Genomic DNA, 25,173 nt, shown 5'->3' on the forward strand with positions numbered 1-25,173 from the left:
GCCGCGCCTGGCGCGCCGCCGCCCCCGCCCTCGCCACCTGGGCCACCGCCCTCGGCGCCGCCGCCCTCGGCGACGGCGCCGTCCTCACCGCCCCCGACTTCCCCGCGGCGCTCCTGCCCGCCGCCGGCGCCGCCCTCGTCTTCTGCCTGGCCCTCACCGCCCTCGACGGCGGCGTCCGCGCCACCGCCGACGGGCTCCCGCTCCACACCGCCTGGCGCGGACTCCTCGGCCGCGCCCTCGCCCCCCACCTCGTCCACGGCCTCGCCGGACTCATGATGGGCGTCCTGTGGCGCGGCGCCCACGGCCCCGCCGCCGCCCTGCTCGTCCTGCTGCCCATGTACCTCTCCTGCTGGGTCTTCGCCCAGTACCACCACGAGCGCGCCGCCCACCAGGCCACCATCCGCGCCCTCGTCCAGGCCGTCGACATCAAGGACAGCTACACCCGCGGCCACAGCGAACGCGTCGGCCGCGCCTCCGTCCTGATCGCCCGTGAGCTCGGCATGGCCGGCGACCGGCTCGACGTCGTCCGCTTCGCCGGCATCCTCCACGACGTCGGCAAGCTCGGCGTCCCCACCCGCGTCCTGCGCAAGGACGGCCCGCTCACCCCCGAGGAGCGCCGGATCATCGAACTCCACCCCGAGTACGGCCACGAGATGATCCGCGGCATCGGCTTCCTCGGCGAGGCCCGCGACGCCGTCCTCCACCACCACGAACGCGTCGACGGCAGCGGCTACCCCTACGGCCTTCGCGGCGAGGAGATCCCCGAGTGCGCCCGGGTCGTCGCCGTCGCCGACGCCTTCGACGCCATGACCTCCACCCGCTCCTACAGCCGCGCCCGGCCCGTCTCCACCGCCCTCGCCGAACTGGAGCGGTGCGCCGGCAGCCAGTTCGACCCCCGGATGGTCGCCGCGCTCGTCCGCGCCCTCGCCCACCACGGCTGGCAGACCGCCGTCACCGCCGACGAACCCGGTCCGCAGGTCCCCGCGCCCCGCGCCCCCGGCCCGCTCGCGGCCAGGACCGAGGAGCCCGCATGAGACCCGGTGCGGTCACCATCGGCGCCGTCCGCGCCGCCGCCCTCCTCCTCGGCGCGGCCGGATTCGCCGCCACCCTCTGGCACGGGCTCGCCGAACCCGGCAACGCCCTCGCCTTCGGCACCCTCATCGCGCTCGGCGAACTCGCCCGCTGGGGCGCCCACCCCGGCGAACGGGAACCCGCCCCGCTCGCCGCCGCCGGAGCCCTCGCCTACGCCCTGCTCGGCCACGACGCCGGAACCGCCACCACCCACGGCGTCCTCCAGATCGTCGCCGTCGTCTGCGCCGGCGGGCTCGCCGGGATCGTGCCCCACATCGCCCGCGGCCGGGGCCCCGACCCCGACCACCTCGCCCGCCGGGTCCTCACCGTCGGCTTCGCCGCCCTCTGCTTCCAGCCGCTCTACAACGCCGGCGCCGTCACCGGCCACCTCGGCACCGGCGCCCCCTACACCCTCTTCCTCCTCCTCGTCCTCGGCCTCACCGGCCTCTGCGACGCCGTCCTCGCCGCCCTGCTGCTCCGCGCCCGCACCGCCTACCCGTACGGCCCCCTCCTCCGCGACGAACTGCGCGCCCTCCTCGGCATCGGCTCCGCCGTCTGCGCCACCGGCGTCGTCATGGCCCTCGGCGTCGCCGCCGCCGGCCTCTGGGCGCTGCCCGTCCTCGCCGTGCCGCTGCTGCTCACCCAGGTCTCGTACCGGCGGTACGCGGCCGTCCGCACCGTCAACCGGCAGACCATCGCCTCCCTCGCCCGGGCGACCGAGATCGCCGGCTGCACCCCGCCCGGCCACGCCCGCCGGGTGGCCGCCCTCTCCACCGCCGTCGGCCGCGAGCTCGGCCTCGGCGGCGCCGAGCTGACCGTCCTGGAGTACGCGGCGCTCATGCACGACATCGGACAGCTCTCCCTCGTCGACCCCGTCGCCGGCGGCGCCACCGCGCTGCTGCCCGCCGAGGACCAGCGCCGGATCGCCCTCCTCGGCGGCGAGGTGGTGCGGATGACCGGCGTCCCCCCGGCCGTCGCCCAGGTCGTCGAGCGGCAGGCCGACCCGTACCGCGAGCAGCCCACGGCGGCCCGCATCGTCCGCGCGGTGAACGCCTACGACGACCTGGCCGGGGAGGGGGCGGGCGCCGCCCTGGAGGCCCTGGAGACGCTCCGGCTCGGCACCGCGCGGGACTACCACCCCGAGGTCGTCGCCTGCCTGGCCAGGGTCCTGGCCCGCGGCACGGCCCCGGGGGTGACCTCGGTCCCCACGGGGTAACCCATGGGTAATGAGCGCGCGTCCGACCCGGCATGGTTGGATGCGAACAAGAGGGTGAAGCGACCGGGCAGGCGGGAATCGTGAGGATCTTCGGGAAGGTACGGCATCGGCCCTCCGCCTCGTGGCGGCAGGCCACCGACCGCGCGTTCACGCTGATCGGCGACGGACGGTACGAGGACGCGGGCGCGCTGCTCACCCGGGCGGCCGATCTGGAGCCCTGGCTCTCCGAGTCCTGGTTCAACCTGGCCCTGCTGCACAAGTTCCGGCACGACTGGGAGCAGGCCCGCGCCGCCGGACTGCGCGCCGTGGCCCTGCTCGACAGGGAGACCGGCGCCCCCGACTGGTGGAACGTCGGCATCGCCGCCACCGCCCTCCAGGACTGGCCGCTGGCCCGCCGCGCCTGGCAGGCGTACGGCCTCAAGGTCCCCGGCGCCTCCTCCGCCACCGGCGAGCCCGCCGGGATGGAGCTGGGCAGCGCCGCCGTCCGCCTCTCGCCCGAGGGCGAGGCCGAGGTCGTCTGGGGCCGCCGGCTCGACCCGGCCCGCATCGAGGTCCTCTCCATCCCGCTGCCGTCCTCCGGCCGCCGCTGGGGCGAGGTCGTCCTCCACGACGGCGTGCCGAACGGCGAGCGCACCACCACCGCCGGACCCTCCTACCCGGTCTTCGACGAGATCGAGCTGTGGGCCCCCTCGCCCGTCCCCACCTGGGTCGTCCTCCTGGAGGCCGCCACCGAGGCCGACCGGGACGCTCTGGAGCAGCTCGCCGCCGAGGCGGGCTTCGCCGCAGAGGACTGGTCCTCGTCGGTACGGCTCCTCTGTCGCGCCTGCTCGGAGTCGACCATGCCCAGCGCCGAGGGCGAGGGCGACCACGTCGACCCGCACGACCACAGCGAGCCCGGCCACCCCGGACCGCTCGGCCACCGCTCGCCCGGCGAGCTGTGGGTGCCCGAGCGCGAGTGCGGCATCGCCGCCCCGGCCGACCTGGTGCGCGGGCTCCTCGACGGCTGGGTCGCGGACAGTCCGGACAGCCGCGAATGGCGCGATCTCGAAGAGGTCTGCTGAGCCGTCCGTCCCGGCCCCGTAGGCTGTCCCCGACGGAATCGGGTTTTCAGGAAGGCGCGGCGGCACATGGCGCAGCAGGAGTCGGGCGAGCAGATCTTCACGGGCTACGCCCTGGACGACGACGGCTACATCGTGGACACGGAGGAGAGCGAGGCGCGTGAGCTCGCGCACCGCGAGCGGGGCACCTCCCGCCCGATCACGGTCGTCGGCAACCCGGTGCTGCACCGCGAGTGCAAGGACGTGACCGACTTCGGTCCCGAACTGGCCGCCCTGGTCGACGACATGTTCGCCAGCCAGAAGACGGCCGAGGGCGTCGGCCTCGCCGCCAACCAGATCGGCGTCGACCTCAAGGTCTTCGTCTACGACTGCCCCGACGACGAGGGCGTCCGCCACACCGGCCACGTGGTCAACCCGGTGCTCCAGGAGCTCCCGGCCGACCGCCGCCACCTCGACGACTCCAACGAGGGCTGCCTCTCGGTCCCCACCGCCTACGCGGAGCTGGCCCGCCCGGACTTCGCCGAGGTCCACGGCCAGGACCTCCTCGGCAACCCGATCAAGGTCCGCGGCACCGGCTACTTCGCCCGCTGCCTGCAGCACGAGACGGACCACCTCTACGGCTTCCTCTACATCGACAAGCTCTCCAAGCGCGACCGCAAGGACGCCCTGCGCCAGATGGAAGAGGGCACCCCGCGCTACCCGGTCGTCGCCAACGACTGACCTCCGCGCCTACGCCGAAGGGCCCCGCACCGTGTGGTGCGGGGCCCTTCGGCGTACGTCCTACTGCCAGCCCATGTCGTCGCCGAGGACGGTGACGGGCACGGACTGCCAGCTCATGTCGCCCGCCGAGGCGGTGGCGGCGGCGCCGCCGACCAGCAGGAGCGTGAGGACGGCGGTGGTGAGGGCGCGGGCCTTGCGGGTCATGGATATCCCCCGTGAAGTGGTGTGACGATTTACAAGATCAACTCTAGGCCAGTCCCCGCGCCCCGGCCGAAACCTCCACATCCGGAGGTCAGAAGTCCTCGTCCAGGTCGACCGTGCCCTCGACCGCCACCTGGTAGGCGGAGGGGCGGCGCTCGAAGAAGTTGGTGAGTTCCTGGACGCCCTGGAGCTCCATGAAGGAGAAGGGGTTCTCGGAGCCGTAGACCGGCGCGAAGCCGAGGCGGACCAGGCGCTGGTCGGCGACGCACTGGAGGTACTCGCGCATGGACTCGGTGTTCATGCCGGGCAGGCCGTCGCCGCACAGGTCGCGGCCGAACTGGAGCTCCGCCTCGACGGCCTCCCTGAGCATGGCCGTGACCTGCTCGCGCAGTTCGTCGTCGAAGAGCTCCGGCTCCTCCTTGCGGACCGTGTCCACGACCTCGAAGGCGAAGTTCATGTGCATGGTCTCGTCGCGGAAGACCCAGTTGGTGCCGGTCGCCAGGCCGTGCAGCAGGCCGCGGGAGCGGAACCAGTACACGTAGGCGAAGGCGCCGTAGAAGAACAGGCCCTCGATGCAGGCGGCGAAGCAGATCAGGTTGAGCAGGAAGCGGCGACGGTCCGCCTGCGTCTCCAGGCGGTCGATCTTCTCGACCGAGTCCATCCAGCGGAAGCAGAACTGCGCCTTCTCACGGATGGACGGGATGTTCTCGACCGCCGCGAAGGCCGCCGCCCGGTCGTCCGGGTCGGGCAGGTAGGTGTCCAGGAGGGTCAGGTAGAACTGGACGTGCACGGCCTCCTCGAAGAGCTGGCGCGACAGGTACAGCCGCGCCTCCGGGGAGTTGATGTGCTTGTAGAGCGTCAGGACCAGGTTGTTCGCGACGATCGAGTCGCCCGTCGCGAAGAACGCCACCAGCCGGCCGATCATGTGCTGCTCGCCGGGGGTGAGCTTGGCGAGGTCGGCGACGTCCGAGTGGAGGTCGACCTCCTCCACGGTCCAGGTGTTCTTGATGGCGTCCCGGTAGCGCTCGTAGAAGTCCGGGTAGCGCATCGGGCGGAGGGTGAGCTCGAAGCCCGGGTCCAGGAGGTTCTTGTTTCCGGTGGTGCTCATTACTGGCAGGCCTCGCAGGACTCGGGGTTTTCCAGGGAGCAGGCGACCGCGTCGGGGTCGGCGGCCTGCTGGACGGGGATCGGGGCGGCGGCGGACGCGGACGCGGACGCGGCGCGGGCGATCCGGGTCGCCGGGCGCGAGCGCAGGTAGTACGTCGTCTTCAGGCCCCGCTTCCAGGCGTACGCGTACATCGACGACAGCTTGCCGATGGTCGGCGTCTCCAGGAACAGGTTCAGCGACTGCGACTGGTCGAGGAACGGCGTGCGGTCCGCCGCCATGTCGATCAGACCGCGCTGCGGGATCTCCCACGCCGTGCGGTAGAGGTCGCGGACCTCGGCCGGCACCCAGGTGAAGTCCTGCACCGAGCCGTTGGACTCGCGCAGCGCCTCGCGGGTCTGCGCGTCCCACACGCCGAGCTCCTTCAGCTCGGCGACCAGGTACGAGTTGACCTGGAGGAACTCGCCGGAGAGCGTCTCGCGCTTGAAGAGGTTGGAGACCTGCGGCTCGATGCACTCGTACACGCCGGCGATCGACGCGATCGTCGCGGTCGGCGCGATGGCGAGGAGGAGGCTGTTGCGCATGCCGGTCGACGCGATCCGCTCGCGCAGGGCCGCCCAGCGCTCCGGCCAGTTCAGCTCGACGCCGTAGTGGTCCGGGTGGAGCACGCCCCGGGCGGTGCGGGTCTTCTCCCAGGCGGGCAGCGGGCCGTTGCGCTCGGCGAGGTCGGCGGACGCCTCGTACGCGGCGAGCATGATCCGCTCGGCGATCCGGGTGGACAGCGCCCGGGCCGCGGCGGAGTCGAAGGGCAGCCGCAGCTTGAAGAAGACGTCCTGGAGGCCCATCGCGCCCAGGCCGACCGGGCGCCACTTCGCGTTGGAGCGGCCGGCCTGCTCGGTCGGGTAGAAGTTGATGTCGACGACCCGGTCGAGGAAGGTGACCGCGGTGCGGACGGTCGCGTCGAGCCGCTCCCAGTCGATGTCCCCGTCGGCCACGAACGCGCCGAGGTTGACCGAGCCGAGGTTGCAGACGGCCGTCTCGCCGTCGTTCGTGACCTCGATGATCTCGGTGCACAGGTTGGAGGAGTGGACGACCGTGCCGGGCTCGGCGGTCTGGTTGGCCGTGCGGTTGGAGGCGTCCTTGAAGGTCATCCAGCCGTTGCCGGTCTGCGCCAGGGTCCGCATCATCCGGCCGTACAGGTCGCGGGCCGGCATCGTGCGGCGGGCCAGGCCCCTGGCCTCGGCCGCGCGGTAGGCGGCGTCGAACTCCTCGCCCCACAGGTCGACCAGCTCGGGCACGTCGGCGGGGGAGAAGAGCGACCACTCGGCGTCGGCGTTCACCCGGCGCATGAACTCGTCCGGGATCCAGTGGGCGAGGTTCAGGTTGTGGGTGCGGCGGGCGTCCTCGCCGGTGTTGTCGCGGAGCTCCAGGAACTCCTCGATGTCCGCGTGCCAGGTCTCCAGGTAGACGGCGGCGGCGCCCTTGCGGCGGCCGCCCTGGTTCACGGCGGCGACCGAGGCGTCCAGCGTCTTCAGGAACGGCACGATGCCGTTGGAGTGCCCGTTGGTGCCGCGGATCAGCGAACCGCGCGAGCGGATCCGGGAGTACGAGAGCCCGATGCCGCCCGCGTGCTTCGACAGCCGCGCCACCTGGTGGTAGCGGTCGTAGATCGAGTCCAGCTCGTCCTGCGGGGAGTCCAGCAGGTAGCAGGAGGACATCTGCGGGTGGCGGGTGCCGGAGTTGAAGAGCGTGGGGGAGGAGGGCAGGTAGTCGAGCCGGCTCATCAGCCCGTACAGCGCCGCGACCTCGTCGAGCGCGCGCGTCGAGTCGTCCTCGGCGAGGCCGCAGGCCACCCGGAGCATGAAGTGCTGCGGGGTCTCGATCACCTTGCGGGTGATCGGGTGGCGCAGCAGGTAGCGGGAGTAGAGCGTCCGCAGGCCGAAGTAGCCGAAGCGGTCGTCGGCGGCCGGGTCGACCAGCGCGTCGAGCCGGTCCGCGTGGAGCGTCGTGAAGGCCGCGGTGCGGTCGGCGATCAGGCCCTCGCGGTGGCCGGTGGCGACCGAGGCGGAGAAGGAGACGGCGCCCTGCGAGGCCGCCTCCTCGCCGATGGTGAGGGTGAGCAGACGGGCGGCGAGGCGGGAGTAGGCGGGGTCCTCGGAGATGAGTCCGGCCGCGGCCTCGGTGGCCAGTTCGCGCAGCTCCGCCTCGTCCGAACCGGCGTGCCGGCCGCGCAGCGCGGCGGCGGCGACCCGTCCGGGGTCGGTGTCGGTGAGGTCGGCGGTGAGGTCGGTCAGGGTCCGCAGCAGTACGGTCCCGGGGCCGTCGCTCTCGATCGCGGCGGCCTCGGCGGCTGACGGACCCGCAGGCGCGATGGTCACGTGGGGGCTCTCCCTCGCTCGGCCCGGGGCCACGGCGGGGGAGGGGCGGACGGGCATCCGTACGCACGGAAGCGCCCGCGTCCACCGGCCCATTCCGCGAGGCCCGGACGTCTTCGGCACCCGGAACGGACGGACCGGGCGCGCCGTCGGCAGGTCCTCGGACTCCTCTTCGTGCGAAAGCGCACGAAGTACACCGTTGCGGGACAGTTCCGGATTCGCACCGGATTCCCCTGCGGCGACAGCGAGGATGAGCATACATGTGGGGGGCTCCGATCTCGGAACCCCCCACATGTTGTGTCGCTCGTGGGTGTGAGCCAAACGGGAGTCGGGGCGAGGAGGGGGCGGGGGTGTCAGAGTTCCAGGGTGAACGCCCACAGCGGGGACAGGCCCGGGACCGGGCTCCAGTCCCGCTCGGGCAGCCGCGTGAAGCCGATGCGCCGGTAGATCCGGTGGGCGGTGGTCATCCGGTCCTGGGTGGACAGCACCAGCCGCGCGCACCCGTCGAGGGTGTGGGCCCGGTCGACGCAGGCCCGTACCAGCGCCTCTCCGACGCCCCGGCCGCGCGCCGCGCGCGCCACGGCGAGCAGCCGGAACTCGGCCTCGCCGGGCCGGGCGATGTCCGCCCACGCGCCGCCGCCCGCCGTGAAGGTGACCGCGCCGAGCAGCGTCCCGCCGGCGTCCACGGCGACCAGCACCTCCGCCTCGACGGCCCGCCGGGCGACGTCCTTCATCACCGGCAGGTAGTCGTCGTCCTCGCCGAAGGTGAGGTGCCCGTCGTCGAGGTAGGCGCGGGCGGTGAGCTCGCCCACCTCCTCGTGCTCCTCCGGCCGTACGTCCCTGATCACGAAGTCCATGCCCGGCAGTCTGCCCGGTGGACAGGGCGAGGGCCCGGGGTTTTCCGCCGCCCCGGGCCCTCGATCCGTGCGTGGACGGCTCAGTGGGTGTCGGCGCCGACCTTCGGCAGGGGGCGGACACCGGCGTCGCCGGCGTCGGCCGTGTAGTCCGACGGCGCGGTCTCGTCGACGCCCTCGGGGGCCTTGAGGGCCTTGAGGACGAAGGTGAGGACCACCGTCACCGCGAGGTTGAGCAGGAAGGCGGTGAGGCCGATGTAGCCGATCTCGCCGATGCCGGGGATCTCGGCGGAGGAGCCGGCGAAGTGCGCCTGCTTCGGCGTCGACACGTTGTACGCGGCGATCGTGCCGTACGCCATGCCGACCGCCCAGCCGCCGAGCAGCGCCCAGCGGTGGAACCAGCGGGTGAAGAGGCCGCCGACCAGGGCCGGGAAGGTCTGGAGGATCCAGATGCCGCCGAGGAGCTGGAAGTTGATGGCGACGGTCTTGTCCATGGTGAGGACGAAGACGAGCGCGCCGACCTTCACCAGGAGGGAGACCAGCTTGGAGACCTTGGTCTCCTGCTCGGGGGTCGCCTCGGGCTTGATGAAGTCCTTGTAGATGTTGCGGGTGAAGAGGTTGGCCGCGGCGATCGACATGATCGCGGCCGGGACGAGGGCGCCGATGCCGATGGCGGCGAAGGCGATGCCCGCGAACCAGGCGGGGAACATGTCCTCGAAGAGCTGCGGGATGGCGAGCTGGCCGTTCTGGACCTTGATGCCGGCGGCGATCGCCATGAAGCCGAGCAGCGCGAGCAGGCCCAGCATCAGCGAGTAGAGCGGCAGGATCGTGGTGTTGCGGCGGATGACCTCGCGGCTCTTCGACGACAGGGTCGCCGTGATGGAGTGCGGGTACATGAAGAGCGCGAGCGCCGAGCCGAGCGCGAGCGTCGCGTACGTCCACTGACCGGCCTCGGCCGGCACGAGCCCGCCCACCTTGTTGGCGGTGAACTTCTCGTTCGCCGCGTCGAAGATGGCGTCGAAGCCGCCCAGCTTGATCGGGATGTAGATGATCGCCACCGCGATGACGATGTAGATCAGGGTGTCCTTGACGAAGGCGATGAGCGCGGGGGCGCGCAGGCCCGAGGAGTAGGTGTACGCGGCGAGCACGCCGAAGGCGATGAGCAGCGGCAGGTCCTTGATGAACCAGTGGGTGTCCTCGCCGCCGCCGACGCCCATCACGTCCAGCACGGCCTGGATGCCGACGAGCTGGAGCGCGATGTACGGCATGGTGGCGAGGATGCCGGTGACCGCCACCGCGAGCGACAGGCCCTTGGAGCCGAAGCGGCCGCGGACGAAGTCGGAGGTGGTCACGTACCCGTGCTTGTGCGAGACGGACCACAGGCGCGGCAGGAAGGTGAAGATCAGCGGGTAGACCAGGATGGTGTACGGGACGGCGAAGAAGCCGGCCGCGCCCGCCGCGTAGATGGCCGCCGGGACGGCGACGAAGGTGTACGCGGTGTAGAGGTCGCCGCCGAGCAGGAACCAGGTGACCCAGGTGCCGAACGAGCGGCCGCCCAGGCCCCATTCGTCGAGGCTGTTCTCGTTCTCCGCCTTGCGCCACTTCGCGGCGAGGAAGCCCATCACCGTGACGGCCAGGAAGAAGAACACGAACACGCAGAGCGCGACGACGTTGACGTCCTTCATCGCTCCTCACCACCCTCACGGACGCGGCGGGCGCGCTGGTCGCGCTGCCAGAGCTTGTACGCGATGACGGTGAGCAGGGTCGAGACCAGCACCCACAGCATCTGGTACCAGTAGAAGAACGGGATGCCGGCGAGCAGCGGGTCGACCTTCGCGTACGAACCGACCCAGAGCATCGCCACGAACGGGGCGATCAGACAGAGCGCGATGACGACCCTGAGCGGTGTGACGACCGGTGGTTTCCCGGTGGTGGTTTCTGACATGGCGAAATGACGTCCCCTCGCTGATCGCCGGCTGATGCCGAGGAAATTTAGGGGACCGTCCACTCTCCGGGAAACCCTTGTCCGAATAACGGACTGGTCTCGGCTGGGTCTCGGTGCCTGCCGATGCCCCGGAGAAAAGACGTACCCCGACACATCGCACGGATGCGCCGGGGTACGGGTTCAGATCGATTTTCAGCCGTTGGGCCGCTGGAGCCTCGCGACGAACTTGTAGCGGTCGCCGCGGTAGACCGAGCGCACCCACTCGACGGGCTCGCCCTGGGCGTCCAGGGAGTGCCGGGAGAGCATCAGCATCGGCAGACCGACGTCGGTGCCGAGCAGTCCGGCCTCGCGCGGGGTCGCGAGCGAGGTCTCGATGGTCTCCTCGGCCTCGGCGAGGTGCACGTCGTAGACCTCGGCCAGCGCGGTGTACAGAGAGGTGTACTTGACCAGCGAGCGGCGCAGCGCCGGGAAGCGTTTGGCCGAAAGGTGGGTGGTCTCGATCGCCATCGGCTCGCCGTTCGCCAGGCGGAGGCGCTCGATGCGCAGCACCCGGCCGCCGGCCGTGATGTCGAGCAGCCCGGCGAGGGTGTCGTCGGCCGTCACGTAGCCGATGTCGAGGAGCTGCGAGGTGGGTTCGAGGCCCTGTGCGCGCATGTCCTCGGTGTACGAGGTGAGTTGCAGGGACTGGGAGACCTTCGGCTTCGCCACGAAGGTGCCCTTGCCCTGGATGCGCTCCAGCCGGCCCTCGACGACCAGTTCCTGGAGGGCCTGGCGCACGGTGGTGCGCGAGGTGTCGAACTCGGCCGCGAGCGTCCGCTCGGGCGGCACCGGGGTGCCGGGCGGAAGGGTCTCCGTCATGTCGAGGAGGTGCCTTTTCAGCCGGTAGTACTTGGGCACGCGCGCGGTGCGGGTCGCCGGCCCGCCCTCTGTCTCCGTGCTGCCCGCCTCCGTCGCCATGGCCTGCCTTCCCGACTGTGCTGCTGCCGTCACCGGCTCCTCCGTCTGTCGCGGCTCACATGGTGGCACGGACCGGTCACGGGTCGTCGGCCTCCCTCAGGTGTCGGTCCGATAACGGACGCGACTGCCCTTCTTATACACCCTTGACACCCCCAAAGGTCTAGGCCAAGCTCCGGGTACTGGTCTAAACCATTAAAGACCAGGTCCCAGCCCCACGAGCACTACCTGACGTATGTCTTCGCGCGGTGGGCAGGGGTTGCAGGCATCCCTGAGGAGGGTGGCGTGAAGCGCAAGCTCATCGCGGCGATCGGCGTCGCGGGCATGATGGTCTCTATCGCTGCGTGTGGCGGTTCCGACAGCGGTGACAAGAAGGACAAGGCCGAGGGCGGCAACAAGTCGCTCACCGTCTGGGTCATGGACGGTTCCGCTCCCAAGGAGTGGATCGACGGCGTCAACAAGGAGTTCGAGGCCGCCCACCCCGGCACCAAGGTCAACGTCGAGGTCCAGCAGTGGACCGACATCCAGACCAAGGTCACCACGGCGCTCTCCGAGGACACCCCGCCGGACGTCCTGGAGCTCGGCAACACCCAGACCACGGGTTACGCCGTCACCGGCGGTCTCGCCGACCTCTCGGGCGACAAGGACAAGCTCGGTTACAACAACTGGAGCAAGGGCATGCTGCCCTCGGCCGAGCTGGACGGCAAGCTCTACGCCGCTCCGTGGTGGGCCGCCAGCCGCGTCGTGATCTACGACAAGGCCGCCTATAAGAAGGCCGGCGTCACCCCGCCGAAGACCCGCGGCGAGTGGATCGACGGCCTGAAGAAGCTCAAGGCCGCCGACGCCAAGTCGCAGCCCATCTACCTCCCGGGCCAGAGCTGGTACGTCCTCGCCGGCTTCCTGTGGGACGAGGGCGGCGAGCTCGCGGTCAAGGACGGCGACAAGTGGAAGGGTGGCCTGGCCACCCCGCAGGCCGCCGCCGCCATGAACTTCTACAAGGAGCTGCAGTCCTACTCGACCGCTCCGAAGGACAAGGACGAGGCGACCCCGCAGCAGTCCGTCGACGTCGTCCCCAAGGGTGGCGTCGCGTCCTGGATCGGCCTCGGCTGGGAGGCCGGCGGCGCGATCGCGGCCATCGAGAAGGCCGGCGGCAAGTCCGACTTCGGCTACTTCCCGATCCCGGGCAAGACCGCCGACAAGCCGGGCTCCGTCTTCTTCGGCGGCTCCAACCTCGCCGTCGCCGAGCGCTCCAAGAACCAGGAGCTGGCGAAGGAGTGGCTGGCCTTCGTCACCAACAAGAAGCAGCTCGAGTCGTACGGCACCGCCAACAAGGGCGGCATCATCCCCGTCGACACCTCCGCGCAGGTCACCCCTGAGGCCGGCTCCTTCGCCGAGGCCATGGTGAAGGTCGCCGAGGTCGGTCGCATCACCCCGATCACGGGTGGCTGGGCCAACGTCGAGACCGAGCCCAACCCGATCAAGGGCTACATGACCAAGGTCCTGAAGGGCGAGGACCCGCAGAAGGCCGGCGAAGAGGCCGACAAGGTCATCGCCGAGCGCATCAACCAGCAGTAACCCCACCCCGGTGGCGTGGCCGGTTCCCCCCGGCCACGCCACCTGGGCGTTGCAGTGATTGCGGCCCGCTCCCCCGGGCCGCGCCCCGGTGGGCGCGGGAGCCCCAGAACCGCGAGGAAGAAGACCATGACCGTGGACTCCCAGGGGACGGCGACCGCCGGTTCCCAGGACGCGCCCGGGAGGGCGGCAGGGAAGTCGCAGACTCCGCCACCCCCTTCCGGCGCGAAGGAAGCCCTTCAGCCCTCGCGCGGCAGACGTTCGCTGCCTGGTGGGCTACTGCCGTACCTGCTCGTCACGCCCGCCCTGCTGTCCATGGCGGTGCTGCTGCTCTACCCCCTGATCAGCAACCTGATCCTCTCCTTCCAGTCGGTCAACCGGCGTGAGCTGATCCGCCGCGAGACCCCCTGGATCGGCTTCGACAACTACACGGAGCTGCTGGGCAACTCCGAGTTCTGGACCGTCGTCCTGCGCTCGGTCGCCTTCACCGCCGCCAACGTGGCCCTGATCATGGCCATCGGCACCGGCATCGGCCTGCTCCTCAACCGCCTCGGCAAGAAGATGCGGCTGGTGCTCTCCCTGGCCCTCGCCTTCGCCTGGGCCATGCCGATCGTCGCCTCCGTCACGGTCTTCCAGTGGCTCTTCGACGAGCAGTTCGGCGTCGCCAACTGGCTGATGCGGACGCTCGGCTTCTCCGGCTACGAGCAGCACAACTGGTTCGAGACCGGCTTCTCCACCTTCGTGATCATCACGGCCCTGGTGGTCTGGGGCTCCGTCCCCTTCGTGGCCCTCAACATGTACGCCGGCCTCACCACCGTGGGCACCGAGCTGTACGAGGCGGCCCGCATGGACGGCGCGAACGGCTGGCGGACCTTCTGGTCCGTGGTCTTCCCGAACCTGAAGCCGTTCTTCATGATCACCACGTTCCTGGAGATCATCTGGGTCTTCAAGGCGTTCACCCAGGTCTACGCCATGAACCAGGGCGGCCCCGACCGCGCCACCGAGACCCTTCCCGTCTTCGCGTACATCGAAGGCATGAGCCAGCAGCACTACGGCGTCGCGGCGGCCATCTCGATCCTCACCATCGTGATGCTCCTCGTGGCCATGTCCTTCTACTTCCGCCTGATCCTGAAGCAGGAGGACGAGCAGTGAGCACCACCGCACAGACCCCCCAGGCGCCGGCTCCGCAGAAGCTGCGCACCCGCAAGCCGCTGACCGTCGGCGCCGTCGCCAAGAACGCCGCCGCGATCGTCCTGGCCGTGATCTTCGTCTTCCCGGTCTACTGGATGTTCTCGTCCTCGCTGAAGCCGCAGAGCGAGATCCTCAGCAAGGACCCGGTCTTCTTCTTCACCCCGACCTTCGAGAACTACGGCACGGCCACCGGCGTCGACCTGTTCTGGACGTACGTCACCAACAGCCTGATCGTCACGGTCGGCGCCGTCCTCCTGGCCCTGGTCGTCGCCCTCGCCGCGAGCTTCGCGATCGCCCGCATGAAGTTCAAGGGCCGCAAGGGCATCGTCCTCATCGTGATGATGGCCCAGATGGCCCCCTGGGAGGTCATGGTCATCGCGATGTACATGATCGCCCGCGACAACGACATGCTGAACAGCATCCCGCTGCTCACCGCGATCTACTTCGTGATGGTCCTGCCCTTCACCATCTGGACCCTGCGCGGCTTCATCGCCGCCGTCCCGGTCGAGCTGGAGGAGGCCGCCCAGATCGACGGCTGCACCCGCGGCCAGGCCTTCCGCAAGGTCATCTTCCCGCTGCTCGCCCCGGGCCTGATGTCCACCTCGCTCTTCGGCTTCATCACGGCCTGGAACGAGTTCGCGATGGTCCTCGTGCTCAACAAGGACAAGACGAACCAGACCCTGACGCTCTGGCTCACCCAGTTCCAGACCGCGTTCGGCGACGACTGGGGCGCCACCATGGCCGCCTCGACGCTCTTCGCCCTCCCGGTGCTCATCGTCTTCCTCTTCCTCCAGCGCAAGGCCGTCGGCGGCATGACCGCCGGCGCGGTGAAGGGATAACGGCGCCCCATGACCACACTCGTACACGGCTCGGACACCCTGACCCGTGACGCGCTCACGGTGCTCCAGCCCGGCTTCGTCGGCACCACCGCACCCGACTGGCTGCTCCGCCGGATCGGCGAGGGCCTGTCGTCCGTCGGCCTCTTCGGCCGGAACGTCGCCGGCCCCGAGCAGCTCGCCCGCCTCACCGCCCAGCTCCGCGCCGAGCGGGAGGACGTCCTCGTCGCCATCGACGAGGAGGGCGGCGACGTCACCCGCCTCGAGGTCAACGAGGGCTCGTCCTTCCCGGGCAACTACGCCCTGGGCCGGGTCGACGACGTCGAGCTGACCCGGGCCGTCGCCCGCGAGCTCGGCCGCCGGCTCGTCGCCTGCGGGATCGACCTCAACTGGGCCCCCTCGGCCGACGTGAACTCCAACGCCGAGAACCCGGTCATCGGGGTCCGCTCCTTCGGACCCGACCCGGACCTGGTCGCCCGTCACACCGTGGCGTACGTCGACGGCCTCCAGGCCGTCGGGGTCGCGGCCTGCACCAAGCACTTCCCCGGGCACGGCGACACCAACGTGGACTCCCACGACGCGCTGCCCCGGATCGATGTGGACCTCGCCACACTGCACGCCCGTGAGCTGGTGCCTTTCCGTGCGGCCATCTCCGCGGGTACCAAAGCGGTCATGAGTGCACATATCCTGCTCTCCGCGCTCGACACCGAACGTCCGGCCACCCTGAGCCCGCAGATCCTCACCGGTCTGCTGCGCCAGGAGCTGGGCTTCGACGGGCTGATCGTCACGGACGGCATGGAGATGCAGGCCGTCGCGGCGACGTACGGCATCGAGCGCGGATCGGTCCTCGCCATCGCCGCGGGCGCCGACGCCATCTGCGTCGGCGGCGGGCTGTGCGACGAGGACACCGTACTGCGGCTGCGCGACGCGCTCGTCGACGCGGTACGGACCGGTGAACTGCCCGAGGAGCGGCTGGCCGACGCCGCGGCGCGCGTGCGCGCCCTGGCGGCCTGGACCCAGGCGCACCGGGCGAGGGGGGCTGGTTCGGTGCCGGGCGCGGCAGTGCAGGAGGGGACCGCGCCCGGCGCCGACATCGGACTCGTGGCGGCCCGCAGGGCCCTGCGGATCACCAAGGGGGCGGGGCTCTACACCCCGGTGTCGAGCGCCCCGTTCGTCGCGTCCTTCACCCCGGTGGCGAACTTCGCCGTCGGCGACGAGACCCCGTGGGGCGTCGCCGCCGAGCTGGACCGGCTGCTGCCGGGCACCGGTTCGGGCTCCTTCGACGCCGAGGCCACGGTCGAGTCCGTGCTCGCGGCGGCGGGGGAGAAGCGGATCGTCGCGGTCGTCCGCGACCTCCACCGGCACCCGTGGATGACCGCGGCCCTGGACGGCCTGGTGGCCGTCCGCCCGGACACCGTGGTCGTCGAGATGGGGCTCAACGAGGCGGAGCCGCGGGGTGCCCTGCACATCGCGACCCACGGCGCCGCCCGGGTCTGCGGCCGCGCCGCGGCCGAGGCCGTGGTCGGCACCGGCGCCTGACGGCACGTACGCGAAGGGGCCCGGCACCTGAACCAGGTGCCGGGCCCCTTCCGTGTGCCGGTGGGCGGTCCGGGGATCAGATGCCCTGCCAGGAGGGCTTGCTGGCGTAGGTGTGGCGGAAGTAGTCGGCGAGCTTCAGCTTGGAGGCGGCGGCCTCGTCCACGACCACGGTGGCGTGCGGGTGGAGCTGGAGCGCGGAGGCCGGCACGAGCGCCGCGACGGGGCCCTCCACGGTCTGCGCGACGGCCTCGGCCTTGCCCTCGCCGGTGGCGAGCAGCACCAGGTGGCGGGCCTCCAGGATGGTGCCGATGCCCTGGGTGATGACGTGGTGCGGGACCTGGTCGATGTCGTCGTCGAAGAAGCGGGCGTTGTCCACCCGGGTCTGCTCGGTGAGCGTCTTGATCCGGGTGCGGGAGGCGAGCGAGGAGCACGGCTCGTTGAAGCCGATGTGCCCGTCGGTGCCGATGCCGAGGATCTGGAGGTCCACGCCGCCGGCGTCGACCAGGGCCTTGTCGTACGCCTCGCAGGCCGCCTGCACGTCCTCGGCCGAGCCGTCGGGGCCCATGAAGTGGTCGGCGGGCAGCCCGAGCGGCTCCACGACCTGGCGCAGGACGGTCGAGCGGTACGACTCCGGGTGCCCGGCGGGCAGGCCGACGTACTCGTCCAGCTGGGCGATGCGGGCCCGCGAGGCGTCCACGGAGCCGGCCCGGACCTGGGCGGTCAGGGCGTCGTAGATCGGGATCGGGGTCGAGCCCGTGGCCACGCCGAGCAGCGCGTCGGGCTTGCGGCGCAGGAGGTCGGCGATGCCGTCCGCGATGAGCTCTCCGCCCGCCTTGGCGTCCTTGACGATGACAACTTCCACGCTGTGCCTGCCGATCTGGTGAGGGGCTGGGGAGGGGCCATGTGGTATAGACCAATCAAAGCCAAATCTAGCAGAGGAAGGCCCGCCTCCTCATGCCGTTCCGCACCCCGGACGGCCCGCGCCTCCCGGCCCCTCCATCGTCGGCCGCACGCCACCCCCCAGCCACTCGAACCCCACCCCGCGGCCGCCGATCGGGTCCGCCCCCCCATCTGCCTCCGTCCGCCTCCGCCCGCCCCGTCCGTCCAGTCCGCACCGGAGGCTCCGTCCGCACCGGTCGCGTCGTCCGCACAGGTCGCATCAGCAGCACCGGTCGCCCCGGTCGCCCCGGCCGTCAGGTCAGCGAGCCTCCCGTGGCGTCGATCCAGGTCCCCGTCACCCAGCGCGCGTCGTCCGAGACCAGGAAGGCCACCACGTCGGCTATCTCGGCCGTGCTCCCGATCCCGCCCAGGGCCGAGTACGCCGCCGCCCGCGCGCGGGCCTCCTCGTCACCCTCCAGCCATGCCGTGTTGTCCGTGGCCACGATCCCGGGCGCCACCGAGTTGACCGTGATCCCGCGCGGGCCCAGCACCTTCGACAGGTCGCGGGTGAAGACGTCCAGGGCCCCCTTGGACATCGAGTAGGCGATCAGGTCCGGCATCAGCGCCGTCCGGCTCAGCCCCGTCGACACGTTGACGATCCGGCCGCCGTCCCGCAGGCGATCCGCCCCCAGTCGGGCGAGGAAGAACGGCGCCTTCGTGTTCACCGCGAACACCCGGTCGAACTCCGCCTCGTCGATCGTCCCGAAGGAGCGCGCGGCGCCGATGCCGGCGTTGTTCACCAGGATGTCCAGCCCGTCCGCCCGCGCGTCGAAGGCCGCCCAGAGCGCCGCCGCGTCCCCCGGCACCCCCAGCTCCTGCCCGATCGCGAACGCCTCGCCGCCCGCCGCCTCGATCGCCGCGACCGTCTCCTTCGCCGCCGCCTCGTTCGCCCCGTAGTGCACCGCGACCCGCGCGCCGTCCCGGCCCAGCCGCTCGGCGATCCCCCGCCCGATGCCCCGGCTCGCGCCCGTCACCAGTGCCGTCTTCCCCGTGAGCACGCCCATGACGCCGCCCCCCATTTCCTAGTGGTCGTTACAGAAAGACCGTACCCCACGATCCGTAACGCGCGCTATAGAATTCACCCCATGGCGACGAAACAGCGCGGCCGCCCCCGCTCCTTCGACCGGCCCACGGCCCTGGAGCAGGCGACGATGGCCTTCTGGGAGCGGGGCTACGAGACCACCTCCGTCTCCGACCTGACCCGGGTCATGGGCATCAGCGCCCCGAGCCTCTACGCGGCCTTCGGCGACAAGAGGACGCTCTTCGAGGAGGTCGTCGCGGAGTACGTGCTCTCGCACGGCGCCTTCGGCACCCGCGCCTTCACGGAGGAGCCGACGGCCCGTGCCGGCGTCGCGCGGATGCTCCGCGAGGCGGCCCGCCACTACACGGAGTCCGGCCACCCCCCGGGCTGCCTGGTGATCTCGGCGGCGGTCAACTGCTCCACCCCGGAGGTGGAGGAGGCCCTCCGCTCCCGGCGCAACGCCAACCTGGCCGCCATCGAGGACCGGATCCGCGCGGACGTGGAGTCCGGCGAGCTGCCGGCCGCCACCGATCCCCGCGTGCTGGCCCGCCTCAGCGGGGCCGTGCTCCAGGGCATGTCCCAGCAGGCCCGCGACGGGGCGACGGAGCGGGAGCTGGCGGCGGTGGCGGAGGCGGCGATGCTCGCCTGGCCCCCGGCCTGATCGCGGAGGCCCGGCGCGAGGCCCGGAAGGGATCACGTACCGCGCCGGAGGGGATCACGCACCGCGCCGAAGAAGGGTCACGCGCCACTCTGGGAAGGGATCACGCACCACCCCGGTAAGGGACCACGCACCGCCCCGGAAAAGACCGCGGGCCGCGGCGCCCGGCGGGACCCTCAACCCGCCCGGCACCGCAGCCCGGGTGTGCCCGGCCGGGGGTGTGCGGACCCTCGGCCGTGTGGGGAGGTCTCGGCGCAGTCAGGGCAGAGAGCGCCGGGTACCTCGTCCATCCTCCTGTGCGGGGAGGATGGAGGCTGTGTGGAGTTCGATGCGTCCCATTGTGGACTAGACCATTCTTGTCTGTCCATCCACCTGAACGCGGTGTTTCCGGGCCCATCCTCCAACACGCGGCCCCGAAGAGCCAGGTTCACCAGCCGTTAATTCCGCGGGTACGCTCGCACCGTGCCCTCCATGAACGACCTCGTCCGCCAGCACACCGCCCTGAGCGACTCCGACCTGGAGTGGCTGCACCTGCTGGTGTCGGAGTGGCAGCTGCTCTCCGACCTCTCCTTCGCCGACCTCGTCCTGTGGGTCCCCACCCTCGACGGCACCCGGTACGTCTCCGTCGCCCAGATGCGGCCCAACACCGGCCCCACCTCCTACCAGGACGACATGGTCGGCCACCTGGTCCCGCGGGGCCGCCGGCCGCTCCTGGACGCCGCCCTCGACGAGGGCCGGATCGTCCGCGAGGGCGACCCCGAGTGGCGCGAGGAGGTCCCGGTCCGGGTCGAGTCCATCCCCGTGCGCCGCGAGGGCCGGGTCCTCGGCGTGATCGCCCGGAACACCAACCTGCTGACCGTCCGCACCCCCTCCCGACTGGAGCTCACCTACCTCCAGTCGGCCTCGGACCTCGCCCAGATGATCGCGGCCGGCACCTTCCCCTACCCCGGCGAGCAGTCCGACATGGACTCGCTGCCGCGGGCCGGTGACGGCCTGGTCCGCCTGGACGCCGACGGCATGGTCCAGTACGCCTCGCCCAACGCCCTCTCCGCCTACCACCGGCTCGGCCTCGCCGCCGACCTGGTCGGCCAGCACCTCGGCCAGATCACCGCCGAACTGGCCCCCTCCCGCGGCCCGGTGGACGAGGCCCTGGTCAAACTGGCCTCCGGCTACGCCCCCCGGAACTTCGAGGTGGAGGGCAGCGGCGGGGTCATCCAGCTGCGGTCCATCCCGCTCAAGCCCAAGGGCAGCCGGATCGGTTCCCTGGTGCTGCTCCGGGACGTCACCGAACTGCGTCGCCGCGAGCGTGAGTTGATCACCAAGGACGCCACCATCCGGGAGATCCACCACCGGGTGAAGAACAACCTCCAGACGGTCGCCGCCCTGTTGCGCCTCCAGGCCCGCCGGATGGACTCCGACCGCGGCCGCGAGGCGCTCAACGAGGCGGTCCGGCGCGTCGGTTCGATCGCCATCGTCCACGAGACGCTGTCCCAGAACCTGGACGAGCGGGTGGAGTTCGACGAGATCGCCGACCGGGTCATCGCGATGGTCGCCGAGATCTCCCCGGGCAAGGTGACCTGCCGGCGCAACGGCCGCTTCGGCATCCTGGACGCCGAGGTCGCCACCCCGCTCTCCATGGTCCTCACCGAGATCCTGCAGAACGCCCTGGAGCACGCCTTCGCCCCCGGCGAGCACGGCACGGTCGAGGTCAGCGCGGTCCGCGGCGAGCCCCGCCCGGACGCCCGGCTCCTCATCACCGTCCGGGACGACGGTCGCGGCCTGCCCGAGGGCTTCGACCCGCAGACGGCCGGCAACCTCGGCCTCCAGATCGTACGGACCCTGGTGGAAGGCGAGTTGGGCGGCACCTTCGACATGCGGCCCGGCAGCGAGGGCGGCACCAAGGTGGTCCTGGACATCCCGGTGCGCCCGCAGAAGTGACCTCGTGTCACCACCCCCCGGGGTGGTGACGCACAGCAGCGAGCCCCGGACCGAAGTGAATCGGTCCGGGGCTCGAATGCTGTTGGGTACTGCGTAATGCTTACTGCTGCGCGCTGCGGCTCGGGGGCGGTGAATGCGTACGCGGTGTACGCGCCGCGTGCCTCAGGCTGTGCAGGTGGCTCAGGCGCTGGCGTTGCGCGCCCGGTTGCGGGCGGCGCGGCGCTTCATCGCGCGGCGCTCGTCCTCGCTGAGGCCACCCCAGACGCCGGAGTCCTGGCCGGACTCGAGCGCCCACTGCAGGCACTGCTCCATGACGGGGCAGCGGCGGCAGACGGCCTTGGCTTCCTCGATCTGCAGCAGCGCAGGACCGGTGTTGCCGATGGGGAAGAACAGCTCGGGGTCTTCCTCACGACAAACGGCGTTGTGACGCCAGTCCATGGCTGCTACCTCTCTTGGTTATTACGTGCAAGTTGCTTGTGAATGTGAACGCTTTCACGAATCCCTCAACAAGTGAAGGGCCGACTGCCGGATGAACCGGTGTGGTCCTTGGTTTGAGGAGGGGTTCTGGCTCTCAGTGGAGGCCGGTCTTGCGGGCCGTCCCGATCGCCAAGAAGAGACTCGCAAACCTCGGCAGCGGATGCAACCCCTTCCGGAAAGTTTTTTTTGATTCCTCGGTGTCGGCTAGGTCACAGCCGTACTTCTAAGGGGTGGATGCGCGCCTAAACGTTCGAGTGCAAGGACTTTCGGCCCTTCCACTCACACAATCACACGCAGTGCACGGCGTACGCCTGTGAACGTCACGCTCGTACGCAGTCCGAGGTGGTCTCCGTCCATCTGGAGGGGGAGGGGCACCTTCGAATGCAAGGTGAAGTCGGTCAGGTCGTGCAGGGTCACGGCGTGCTTGCCGCGAGGGCCCCTTTCGGGGCTGGAAGTGAGCAGCTGGGTGGCGTACCGGGCCACCGCCGGGGTCGACAGCCGGCTCAGTCCGAGCACGTCGAGCGCGGTCTCGAAGGACGCCTCCGGGGACGCGTACACCGGGCGATTGCCCAGGTAGGTCCAGGGGGAGGTGTTGCAGATTATGGAGAGGACCAGGTCCTCCACCGGCTCGGCGCCGGGCCGCTCCAGGGTGATCGTCCCGTGCCGGCGGTGCGGTTCCTCCAGGAACTGGCGGAGCACCTGGCGCAGATAGAGCGCGTGCGTGGACCGCTTGCCGCGCTCGCGCTGCTGTTCGACCCGGCCGACCACGCCGGCGTCGAAGCCGAGTCCGGCGCAGAAGGTGAACCAGCGCGCCGGCACCTCCTCGTCCGGGGTGCCCGGCGTCCCCGAGGCGAGCCCCAGGCTCACCGTCCGGGCGCTCCGCTCCCGCAGCGCGTCCAGCAGGGCGCCGGTCGCCTCCACGGCGTCGTTCGGCAGTCCCAGCGCGCGGGCGAAGACGTTCGTCGAGCCGCCCGGCACGACCGCGAGGCCCGGCAGCCGGTCCGGGTCGGGGCCGCCGTGCAGCAGCCCGTTCACGACCTCGTTCACCGTGCCGTCGCCGCCGAGGGCCACGACCAGGTCGATCTCCCCCGACTCGGCGGCCCGCCGGCCGAGGTCCCGCGCGTGCCCCCGGTACTCGGTGCTGACGGCCTCCAGCTTCATCTCGCTCGCCAGCGCGTGGATCAGCACGTCACGGGTGCGGGCACTGGTGGTGGTGGCTGCCGGGTTGACCACGAGAAGTGCGCGCATGACCGCCAGCGTACCTACCCGGTGGTACCGATCCCAGTCCCGCCCGAACCCCGGACACCCCGACCGGGGCGGCCGCCGCCCGTCCCGGACCCCGGACCCGAAGGCAGGCCGGCCGGTGCGGCCCGGGTCCAGACACCGGCCCCGCGGCCGTCCCCGTTACGCTGCCCTCCATGAGCAGTACGGAGCAGACCCCCCGCCCGACCCGCCTGGCCGCCGCCGCGGGCGTGGCCCTCGTCGAGGCCCTCGGGCTCCTCGCCGGAGGCGTCTACATGCTGGTGCGGACGCTGGCCGACGGCGGCGGGGACCTCACCGGCGGGGTGACCGGCGGTGTGACGCTGCTCGCACTCGGACTGATCCCGCTCGCCGCCGCCCGCGGCCTGTGGCGGATGCGCTCCTGGAGCCGCGGCCCGGCCGTCATCACCCAGATCCTCGCCCTGCCGGTCGCCTGGCAGATGCTCCAGTCCGAGGGCGTGATCCCGTACGGCATCGTGCTCGCCGTGCTCGCCGTGACCGGGCTCGTCCTCCTGGTGAACCCGGCCACGACCGAGGCGCTCGGCATCCGGCGCCCCGGCCAGGAGAGCTGACCTCACTCCTCCACGAGGAGCTTCTCCCGCAGCTGCGCCAGGGTCCTGGCGAGCAGCCGGGAGACGTGCATCTGCGAGATGCCGACCTCCTGCGCGATCTGCGACTGGGTCATGTTCCCGAAGAACCGGAGCAGCAGGATCCGCTTCTCCCGGGGCGGCAGGTCCTCCAGGAGCGGCTTGAGCGACTCCCGGTACTCGACCCCCTCCAGGGCCTCGTCCTCGGCGCCCAGGGTGTCCGCGACCGCCGGCGACTCGTCGTCGGTGTCCGGCACGTCCAGGGAGAGCGTCGAGTAGGCGTTCGCCGACTCCAGGCCCTCCAGGACCTCCTCCTCGGAGATCCCCAGGCGCTCGGCCAGCTCGTGCACGGTCGGCGAGCGCCCGTGCTGCTGGGACAGCTCCGCCGTCGCCGTCGTCAGCGACAGCCGCAGCTCCTGGAGCCGGCGCGGCACCCGGACCGCCCAGCCCTTGTCGCGGAAGTGCCGCTTGATCTCGCCGACCACCGTCGGCGTCGCGTACGTGGAGAACTCCACGCCCCGCTCCGGGTCGAAGCGGTCGACCGACTTGATCAGGCCGATCGTCGCCACCTGCGTCAGGTCGTCCAGCGGCTCGCCGCGGTTGCGGAAGCGCCGCGCCAGGTGCTCGACGAGCGGCAGGTGCATCCGGACCAGCCGGTTGCGCAGCTCGGCCTTCTCCGGGGAGCCCTCCGGCAGCGACCGCAGCTCCACGAAGAGCGCGCGGGCGCCGCTGCGGTCCTGCGCATGGTGACCGTGCGTGACCGCACCGGCCCCCGCCGTCTCCGAGGCCCCGCCGTCCGCCGTCTCGTGCTCCGCCGCCTCGGCGTCCCGCGCCTCCGCGGCCAGTGCCTCGGCGGCCTGTGCCTCAAGGGATTGCGCCGTGCTCTCGGCGGCCGGGGCCGAAGGGGCCGGGGCCGCCGCCGGGGGAGCCTCGTCGTGCTGCTGCTCGTGCTCGCTCATCTGGTCCGCCTGCTGCTCCGTAGCGACCTCATGCGGCCGTGCCTGCTGCCCAGGGATGCCGGCCGTCGCGTCCCCGCTCCTCACGCCGGGCCTGGCCCCGCGCCGCGCTGTTTGTACAGGCTGATCGAGACCGTGTTGTCCTCCGCGACCGAGGACTCCACCTTCCCGGCCAGCGCCGACAGCACCGTCCAGGCGAAGGTGTCCCGCTCGGGGGCGCGGCCGTCCGTCGTCGGCGCGGACACGGTCACGTCGAGGGAGTCGCCCACCAGCCGGAAGACGCAGCTCAGCACCGAGCCGGGCACCGCCTGCTGGAGCAGGATCGCGCAGGCCTCGTCCACCGCGATCCGCAAGTCCTCGATCTCGTCGAGGGTGAAGTCCAAGCGCGCCGCGAGACCGGCCGTGGCCGTACGCAGCACGGACAGATAGGCACCCGCAGCGGGCAGCCGGACTTCCACGAAGTCCTGGGTCCCGGGCTCGCCTGCGATCTGGGACACCCTCACCTCCAAGGTGGCACAAGCTCATTCGGGGCCCGGGGGAAGGCCCCCGGACCGGGCGGGTCACGCAGGGCTGCGCGGTCCGCCGTGACGCTATCGCGATCCATCCTGCCGTGTCGCCGCAAGCCCCCGGGCCCCCGATCCGGGCCCGTCACTCATGGTAGGCCCATGGGTGCGGACGGTGGCCAGGGGTGTGCGGAGGC

At 71.4% G+C, this 25,173-nt stretch carries 24 protein-coding genes and 1 riboswitch; of the genes, 11 read left to right on the forward strand and 13 right to left on the reverse strand.

Features of this window, described 5'->3' with window-relative positions; translation table 11 throughout:
* The 4 genes from IE321_RS22440 to def form a co-directional block, all read left to right on the forward strand.
* Window positions 1-1,034, forward strand: a 1,034-nt coding sequence (locus IE321_RS22440) for an HD-GYP domain-containing protein (RefSeq protein WP_190224288.1), incomplete at its 5' end; no start/stop codon positions are given.
* Complete coding sequence (locus tag IE321_RS22445) at window positions 1,031-2,287, forward strand: HD-GYP domain-containing protein (protein ID WP_190224289.1); 1,257 nt, start codon at window positions 1,031-1,033, stop codon at window positions 2,285-2,287. The genes IE321_RS22440 and IE321_RS22445, both read left to right, overlap by 4 nt.
* Window positions 2,288-2,367: 80 nt before the next feature.
* Window positions 2,368-3,348 (forward strand): tetratricopeptide repeat protein, encoded by a 981-nt coding sequence (locus tag IE321_RS22450; RefSeq protein ID WP_043225003.1) that lies wholly within the window; start codon window positions 2,368-2,370, stop codon window positions 3,346-3,348.
* A gap of 66 nt (window positions 3,349-3,414) precedes the next feature.
* Entirely contained in the window at window positions 3,415-4,065 is a 651-nt protein-coding gene (gene def, locus IE321_RS22455) for a peptide deformylase (RefSeq protein WP_043225002.1), read from the forward strand.
* Between the two features lie 60 nt (window positions 4,066-4,125).
* On the opposite strand, the gene IE321_RS22460 is transcribed toward def, so the two are convergent.
* The 7 genes from IE321_RS22460 to IE321_RS22490 form a co-directional block, all read right to left on the reverse strand.
* A complete protein-coding gene (locus IE321_RS22460) occupies window positions 4,126-4,269 on the reverse strand; it encodes a hypothetical protein (protein WP_158983351.1) in 144 nt (47 codons plus the stop codon).
* Window positions 4,270-4,357: 88 nt separating this feature from the next.
* Window positions 4,358-5,374: a ribonucleotide-diphosphate reductase subunit beta gene (locus IE321_RS22465; protein WP_043224999.1), complete on the reverse strand. Its 1,017-nt coding sequence runs from the start codon at window positions 5,372-5,374 to the stop codon at window positions 4,358-4,360.
* Window positions 5,374-7,749 carry a ribonucleoside-diphosphate reductase subunit alpha gene (locus IE321_RS22470; protein WP_190224290.1) on the reverse strand — a complete coding sequence of 792 codons (2,376 nt, stop codon included), beginning with the start codon at window positions 7,747-7,749 and terminating at the stop codon, window positions 5,374-5,376. The genes IE321_RS22465 and IE321_RS22470 overlap by 1 nt, the downstream gene beginning before the upstream one ends.
* A 131-nt stretch (window positions 7,750-7,880) precedes the next feature.
* A riboswitch (cobalamin riboswitch) is annotated at window positions 7,881-8,010 on the reverse strand.
* A gap of 89 nt (window positions 8,011-8,099) precedes the next feature.
* Window positions 8,100-8,603 (reverse strand): GNAT family N-acetyltransferase, encoded by a 504-nt coding sequence (locus IE321_RS22475; RefSeq protein WP_190224291.1) that lies wholly within the window; start codon window positions 8,601-8,603, stop codon window positions 8,100-8,102.
* An 80-nt stretch (window positions 8,604-8,683) separates the two neighbouring features.
* Window positions 8,684-10,285: a monocarboxylate uptake permease MctP gene (mctP, locus tag IE321_RS22480; RefSeq protein ID WP_190224292.1), complete on the reverse strand. Its 1,602-nt coding sequence runs from the start codon at window positions 10,283-10,285 to the stop codon at window positions 8,684-8,686.
* Window positions 10,282-10,545 (reverse strand): DUF3311 domain-containing protein, encoded by a 264-nt coding sequence (locus tag IE321_RS22485; RefSeq protein WP_043224991.1) that lies wholly within the window; start codon window positions 10,543-10,545, stop codon window positions 10,282-10,284. The genes mctP and IE321_RS22485 overlap by 4 nt, the downstream gene beginning before the upstream one ends.
* 192 nt (window positions 10,546-10,737) lie before the next feature.
* Window positions 10,738-11,502 (reverse strand): GntR family transcriptional regulator, encoded by a 765-nt coding sequence (locus IE321_RS22490; protein ID WP_043224989.1) that lies wholly within the window; start codon window positions 11,500-11,502, stop codon window positions 10,738-10,740.
* Window positions 11,503-11,784: 282 nt separating this feature from the next.
* Between IE321_RS22490 and IE321_RS22495 the strand changes: the two genes are divergently transcribed.
* The 4 genes from IE321_RS22495 to IE321_RS22510 all read left to right on the forward strand — a co-directional run bounded on the left by IE321_RS22495 (window position 11,785) and on the right by IE321_RS22510 (window position 16,637).
* Window positions 11,785-13,074 (forward strand): extracellular solute-binding protein, encoded by a 1,290-nt coding sequence (locus IE321_RS22495; protein ID WP_043224988.1) that lies wholly within the window; start codon window positions 11,785-11,787, stop codon window positions 13,072-13,074.
* Window positions 13,075-13,200: 126 nt separating this feature from the next.
* Window positions 13,201-14,223 carry a carbohydrate ABC transporter permease gene (locus IE321_RS22500; RefSeq protein WP_043224987.1) on the forward strand — a complete coding sequence of 341 codons (1,023 nt, stop codon included), beginning with the start codon at window positions 13,201-13,203 and terminating at the stop codon, window positions 14,221-14,223.
* 41 nt (window positions 14,224-14,264) lie between these two features.
* Window positions 14,265-15,101, forward strand: a complete 837-nt coding sequence (locus IE321_RS22505; RefSeq protein ID WP_051842201.1) for a carbohydrate ABC transporter permease — start codon at window positions 14,265-14,267, stop codon at window positions 15,099-15,101.
* 9 nt (window positions 15,102-15,110) lie between these two features.
* The gene (locus IE321_RS22510) at window positions 15,111-16,637 is read left to right on the forward strand and encodes a glycoside hydrolase family 3 protein (protein WP_190224293.1); all 1,527 of its coding nucleotides are present in this window, start codon (window positions 15,111-15,113) and stop codon (window positions 16,635-16,637) included.
* Window positions 16,638-16,713: 76 nt separating this feature from the next.
* On the opposite strand, the gene nagB is transcribed toward IE321_RS22510, so the two are convergent.
* Both nagB and IE321_RS22520 read right to left on the reverse strand, forming a co-directional pair.
* Window positions 16,714-17,499: a glucosamine-6-phosphate deaminase gene (gene nagB / locus IE321_RS22515; protein ID WP_043224985.1), complete on the reverse strand. Its 786-nt coding sequence runs from the start codon at window positions 17,497-17,499 to the stop codon at window positions 16,714-16,716.
* 331 nt (window positions 17,500-17,830) lie between these two features.
* On the reverse strand, window positions 17,831-18,580 hold the full coding sequence (locus tag IE321_RS22520) for an SDR family oxidoreductase (protein WP_190224294.1): 750 nt from the start codon (window positions 18,578-18,580) through the stop codon (window positions 17,831-17,833).
* 81 nt (window positions 18,581-18,661) lie between these two features.
* Between IE321_RS22520 and IE321_RS22525 the strand changes: the two genes are divergently transcribed.
* Together IE321_RS22525 and IE321_RS22530 are read left to right on the forward strand one after the other, a co-directional pair.
* Window positions 18,662-19,258 (forward strand): TetR/AcrR family transcriptional regulator, encoded by a 597-nt coding sequence (locus IE321_RS22525; RefSeq protein ID WP_190224295.1) that lies wholly within the window; start codon window positions 18,662-18,664, stop codon window positions 19,256-19,258.
* 468 nt (window positions 19,259-19,726) lie between these two features.
* On the forward strand, window positions 19,727-21,193 hold the full coding sequence (locus IE321_RS22530) for a sensor histidine kinase (protein WP_043224983.1): 1,467 nt from the start codon (window positions 19,727-19,729) through the stop codon (window positions 21,191-21,193).
* Between the two features lie 180 nt (window positions 21,194-21,373).
* Here IE321_RS22530 and IE321_RS22535 read toward each other — a convergent pair whose 3' ends face one another.
* Both IE321_RS22535 and IE321_RS22540 read right to left on the reverse strand, forming a co-directional pair.
* The gene (locus IE321_RS22535) at window positions 21,374-21,631 is read right to left on the reverse strand and encodes a WhiB family transcriptional regulator (protein WP_003953983.1); all 258 of its coding nucleotides are present in this window, start codon (window positions 21,629-21,631) and stop codon (window positions 21,374-21,376) included.
* Between the two features lie 318 nt (window positions 21,632-21,949).
* Window positions 21,950-22,918: a diacylglycerol/lipid kinase family protein gene (locus tag IE321_RS22540; protein WP_043224982.1), complete on the reverse strand. Its 969-nt coding sequence runs from the start codon at window positions 22,916-22,918 to the stop codon at window positions 21,950-21,952.
* Window positions 22,919-23,088: 170 nt separating this feature from the next.
* On the opposite strand from IE321_RS22540, the gene IE321_RS22545 reads away from it, so the two are divergent.
* Window positions 23,089-23,502, forward strand: a complete 414-nt coding sequence (locus IE321_RS22545) for a hypothetical protein (RefSeq protein WP_190224296.1) — start codon at window positions 23,089-23,091, stop codon at window positions 23,500-23,502.
* A gap of 2 nt (window positions 23,503-23,504) precedes the next feature.
* Here the strand turns inward: IE321_RS22545 and IE321_RS22550 are convergent, their stop codons facing one another.
* Both IE321_RS22550 and IE321_RS22555 read right to left on the reverse strand, forming a co-directional pair.
* Window positions 23,505-24,560 carry an RNA polymerase sigma factor SigF gene (locus tag IE321_RS22550; RefSeq protein WP_372470196.1) on the reverse strand — a complete coding sequence of 352 codons (1,056 nt, stop codon included), beginning with the start codon at window positions 24,558-24,560 and terminating at the stop codon, window positions 23,505-23,507.
* Window positions 24,557-24,970, reverse strand: coding sequence for an ATP-binding protein (locus IE321_RS22555; RefSeq protein WP_043225060.1), 414 nt, complete (start codon window positions 24,968-24,970; stop codon window positions 24,557-24,559). Before IE321_RS22555 ends, IE321_RS22550 begins: the two co-directional genes overlap by 4 nt.
* Window positions 24,971-25,173 lie beyond the last annotated feature (203 nt).

The organism is Streptomyces hydrogenans (assembly GCF_014656075.1).
GTDB lineage: Bacteria > Actinomycetota > Actinomycetes > Streptomycetales > Streptomycetaceae > Streptomyces > Streptomyces hydrogenans.

Coding starts and splice junctions, on each gene's coding strand:
- def (WP_043225002.1), top strand. CDS start 3,415: ATGGCGCAGCAGGAGTCGGGCGAGCAGATCTTCACGGGCTACGCCCTG.
- mctP (WP_190224292.1), bottom strand. CDS start 10,285: ATGAAGGACGTCAACGTCGTCGCGCTCTGCGTGTTCGTGTTCTTCTTC.
- IE321_RS22475 (WP_190224291.1), bottom strand. CDS start 8,603: ATGGACTTCGTGATCAGGGACGTACGGCCGGAGGAGCACGAGGAGGTG.
- IE321_RS22500 (WP_043224987.1), top strand. CDS start 13,201: ATGACCGTGGACTCCCAGGGGACGGCGACCGCCGGTTCCCAGGACGCG.
- IE321_RS22525 (WP_190224295.1), top strand. CDS start 18,662: ATGGCGACGAAACAGCGCGGCCGCCCCCGCTCCTTCGACCGGCCCACG.
- IE321_RS22510 (WP_190224293.1), top strand. CDS start 15,111: ATGACCACACTCGTACACGGCTCGGACACCCTGACCCGTGACGCGCTC.
- IE321_RS22445 (WP_190224289.1), top strand. CDS start 1,031: ATGAGACCCGGTGCGGTCACCATCGGCGCCGTCCGCGCCGCCGCCCTC.
- IE321_RS22545 (WP_190224296.1), top strand. CDS start 23,089: ATGAGCAGTACGGAGCAGACCCCCCGCCCGACCCGCCTGGCCGCCGCC.
- IE321_RS22465 (WP_043224999.1), bottom strand. CDS start 5,374: ATGAGCACCACCGGAAACAAGAACCTCCTGGACCCGGGCTTCGAGCTC.
- IE321_RS22490 (WP_043224989.1), bottom strand. CDS start 11,502: ATGGCGACGGAGGCGGGCAGCACGGAGACAGAGGGCGGGCCGGCGACC.
- IE321_RS22460 (WP_158983351.1), bottom strand. CDS start 4,269: ATGACCCGCAAGGCCCGCGCCCTCACCACCGCCGTCCTCACGCTCCTG.
- IE321_RS22520 (WP_190224294.1), bottom strand. CDS start 18,580: ATGGGCGTGCTCACGGGGAAGACGGCACTGGTGACGGGCGCGAGCCGG.
- IE321_RS22540 (WP_043224982.1), bottom strand. CDS start 22,918: ATGCGCGCACTTCTCGTGGTCAACCCGGCAGCCACCACCACCAGTGCC.
- IE321_RS22530 (WP_043224983.1), top strand. CDS start 19,727: ATGAACGACCTCGTCCGCCAGCACACCGCCCTGAGCGACTCCGACCTG.
- IE321_RS22485 (WP_043224991.1), bottom strand. CDS start 10,545: ATGTCAGAAACCACCACCGGGAAACCACCGGTCGTCACACCGCTCAGG.
- IE321_RS22535 (WP_003953983.1), bottom strand. CDS start 21,631: ATGGACTGGCGTCACAACGCCGTTTGTCGTGAGGAAGACCCCGAGCTG.